This is a genomic window from Pelatocladus sp. (assembly GCF_059505505.1).
The window spans coordinates 1-3,397 of sequence record NZ_JCACKS010000170.1 but is presented as its reverse complement, the minus strand read 5'-3'; the positions used below and the strand labels follow the sequence as shown (position 1 = coordinate 3,397).

The 3,397-nt window shown below is 40.5% G+C and carries 3 protein-coding genes and 2 riboswitches; of the genes, 2 read left to right on the top strand and 1 reads right to left on the bottom strand.

Annotated elements, in window-relative coordinates:
- Window positions 1-20: 20 nt before the first annotated feature.
- Complete coding sequence (locus AC5JMK_RS13545; RefSeq protein ID WP_495910337.1) at window positions 21-1,868, bottom strand: TonB-dependent receptor plug domain-containing protein; 1,848 nt, start codon at window positions 1,866-1,868, stop codon at window positions 21-23.
- Window positions 1,869-1,887: 19 nt separating this feature from the next.
- A riboswitch (cobalamin riboswitch) is annotated at window positions 1,888-2,037 on the bottom strand.
- Between AC5JMK_RS13545 and AC5JMK_RS13540 the strand changes: the two genes are divergently transcribed.
- Both AC5JMK_RS13540 and AC5JMK_RS13535 read left to right on the top strand, forming a co-directional pair.
- Entirely contained in the window at window positions 1,998-2,183 is a 186-nt protein-coding gene (locus tag AC5JMK_RS13540) for a hypothetical protein (RefSeq protein WP_495910336.1), read from the top strand. Its footprint overlaps the riboswitch before it by 40 nt.
- 97 nt (window positions 2,184-2,280) lie before the next feature.
- A riboswitch (cobalamin riboswitch) is annotated at window positions 2,281-2,423 on the top strand.
- A 331-nt stretch (window positions 2,424-2,754) separates the two neighbouring features.
- Window positions 2,755-3,165, top strand: a complete 411-nt coding sequence (locus tag AC5JMK_RS13535; RefSeq protein ID WP_495910335.1) for a DUF1636 domain-containing protein — start codon at window positions 2,755-2,757, stop codon at window positions 3,163-3,165.
- Window positions 3,166-3,397: the final 232 nt, after the last annotated feature.

The following is a 3,397-nucleotide window of genomic DNA, read 5'->3' as shown; positions in this document are numbered from 1 at the left end:
GTTTTTGGTTCGCAAATAATTTACGCGAACCATCCTTCTTGTCCAAAGTCCAATTCATAAGAAATTCCCAAATTTAAACTATCTGCACCAGCAAACCGCAATTCATTGTCTGATTCAGCAGGATTGACGCTTGATAAAATGCGTGGATCGTTGAGTGTATAATTGGCAAAGGCATAGACATTTTTTGCAAGTTGTAAATTTAAAACTGCTTCGAGTCCTGTAGTACGAACCTTACCAATATTCTCATAAGTAGCTACAGGGACAGCAAAATTATAAGCAATCAAATCTGAGATAGTGTTGCTGAAGTAGGTTAAGCGTAATAAACCAAAATCTCCTAGTTTTTGGTCAATTCCAATATCATAACTATCACCTGTTTCTGGTTTAAGATCCGGATTACCAACAAAGGTAGAACCTCTAGCATATAAATTAAAAAGAGTTGGAGCGCGGAAATTCCGAATATAATTAGCTCGGATGGTAGTAGAATCAGTCAGCGCCAGTTTTGCGCCTACACTTGGCGATGTAAATGAACCATTTGTCAAACTACTAAAATCTTGGCGCAAGCCAAAGTTCATTGTGAAACTAGGTGTAAAATTAATTTCATATCTAGCAAATAATGCTCCTTGATCAATACTATCGTCATAACTAATTGTTTCTTGATTATCGAGATAGTCAAAGGTACTGTTACGTGCTGAAGTGTTGCGATAATCAAAGCCATAAACTAAACTTTGATTGCTGGCAAAGTTCCAACTATGATGCGCTTGAATTCCATAGGAATTTTGCTCGTTATCAAACCGCGCAGAAGATGAAGCACGACTATCAAAACGGGTATTCAGAAAATCTGCATAGACTTTGGCTGTAAGTAGGGAATCATTTCCCGAACCTAATTTTGAGTTCCAAGTTAAATCAGTGAGAACTTGGTCTGTGTATTTGCGATCGCTATCAGTCAACGAGTTAAAATAACCTTGTCCAAATAGAGGTTCGGGAATAGGGACTCCTCCTGGTACTCCTTGGTCTTTACCTAAGTATAAAGTTGAGAGGGTGAGGGTATTACGAGAACCTAAATTCGCCTCTAACTTGACATTAAAGTTGTTGTAGAGAACATCATTGTTTTCTCTGGTTCCCTCGAAGTTCGCCTCTGGGATGGAAAAAGGGTAGTTATTTTCAGCTTCGGTACGGTTATATCCCAAAACCCAACCAATATTTCCTACTCTCCCACTACTATTGATAGTCTGCTGATTTAATCCATAAGCGCCAAAAGTCACACCCGCTTGGGTTGTTACTTTCTCTGTGGGACGACCAGTGATAATACTAATCACACCTCCAATCGCAGAGGAACCGTAAAGGGTAGAACCTCCTCCTGGTAAAACTTCTATTCGTTCAATAATGTTGCTGGTAATTTCGGAAAGGTCAAAACCACCGCCACCGAGATTGTTAATTGGTCTACCATCAAGTAAAATCAATACTTGTTCGGAGTTAGAACCCCGAATAAATTGACCGCTTAAAGCATTCACTTCTGTTCCGACTGTCCCATCAGGTAAGATTCCGGGGAGAAAACGCAACGCTTCTGTGACATTGCGCGCCCCCTGGGCTTCGATTTCTTCACCTGTAATCACATATACTGGTCGAGTAGAATCTTTGACTGTTCCTTCGCGGCGAAAGGGGGAGAAAACAGGCTGATTCAATAGCGTGTCGATGACTGTCAGTTCAATATCAGGTTCCTGTTCATCCGTATTTTGGGCAATTTTTTCTGGTTGTGGAATTTCGACCGCATACACAACATAATTCCACAATATCAAAGTTGTCATTGCACCCATACTACATACAATGACTTTTACCGCCCAACGGTAATTAAAAAGAATATTTTGCATCTGTACCTCGCAGATAAGTGTATGTTTTTTACCTCTGGCGGGCATTCTGACTCAGAGACGAATACTTCGAGTCTCATCACAGCTGCGGGACAGCATCGGATTTACACCGAATTTTCCCCGTTACCTCTGATGGCTGTTCCCCATCAGAACCAAGGTCTGGTTGTAATTTACCATGCTCGTATCTCAATGCAAATAAGAGAAATAAGAATTGTTGCATTTAGATTTGTAGAGCGATCGCGCCCAGTACAGATGCCGAAGGTGTATGCAGAACTTTTCGATCAAGCTAAAATTAGTTACTGTCGGGGCGAATATTAGTACTACTAAGTTGCAGCATTACAAATCTACCCTATTTTTGTTTATCTTTTCTGATACTGAATCAAATTACAAAGTAATAAGTTACAAAACTGTGGTATCATCAAAAGGATGATTCGGTTCTAGTGGGAAACAGTCACTAGAGGTAACGGGGAAAGTCCGGTGCAAATCCGGCGCTGTCCCGCAGCTGTAATGAGGCTTATGCTTCAAAGTCAGAATGCCCGCCGAAAGTACAACAAACTCCCATCTGCGAGGTACAGATGAATAACGCAATCAATACTCTCTCTATTAAACAGGATTACTGTCTCATAGTGTCAGACATACCCCACGCACTACAAATTTCTATGAGATTGTAGATATTTTCCTAAACACATCAATACGTACACACAGAAGGTTGATAGATACAAACCTGAAAACCCAGTTGTATCCTATCCTTCGCTTCACATAAAAGTAACTTTGCGCCTACTCTTCCCTAGAAGATACTAACGTGTAGCTTGCGGTGGCGTTACGTTAGCTTCCTGTAGGGTATGTGTGAGGCTACTTCATACTATCAATCGGCAAAGCCTGAAAATTAATGAACAACAAACAGCATACTTTATTCGTCTGCACGACCTGCGCCAGCCTGTGGCAAGATGGTAAGCGGATTGGTGAAAGTGGCGGACAGCAGCTATTACAACAACTTCAACAACTGGCACAAAATTGGGAATTGCAAAACAAATTCTCCATTCAAGGAGTTGAATGTATGAGTGCTTGTAACCGTTCTTGTGTAATTGCTTTTGTTGCGTCAGGGAAACCAACCTATTTATTTGGCGATTTACCAAATGATAGTTGTGCATCTGCGATACTGCAATGTGCTAGTCAATACTATGCGAAAGGCGATGGTTCACTACCTTGGTCAGAACGACCTGAACCTCTCAGAAAAGGGATTCTAGCAAAGATTCCACCACAAAGTAAATGGACGCAATTAAATATAAGTTGTTGTTAATTGAAGACTGGGTGAAAAAACTCTTGAGCAGAAAAGCAGGGGAGCTATAGCCCACAATTCTACTCGGCTTTGAACCTTATATTTTTGGTAAAAATTACCAGTTTCTAATTCATAGTGCCTAATTATTTAACCTTCAAAGGAATAAAAAATAATGCAGATTCAAACCGCAACATTAGGCAGGGTAAGAGCATCTCAATTAGGCTTGACACAAGGAGTTAGAAGAATCTAAAGT

Excerpts from the sequence above, each read along its gene's own strand:
- AC5JMK_RS13535 (WP_495910335.1), top strand. The coding sequence starts at position 2,755 with ATGAACAACAAACAGCATACTTTATTCGTCTGCACGACCTGCGCCAGC.
- AC5JMK_RS13540 (WP_495910336.1), top strand. The coding sequence starts at position 1,998 with ATGGCTGTTCCCCATCAGAACCAAGGTCTGGTTGTAATTTACCATGCT.
- AC5JMK_RS13545 (WP_495910337.1), bottom strand. The coding sequence starts at position 1,868 with ATGCAAAATATTCTTTTTAATTACCGTTGGGCGGTAAAAGTCATTGTA.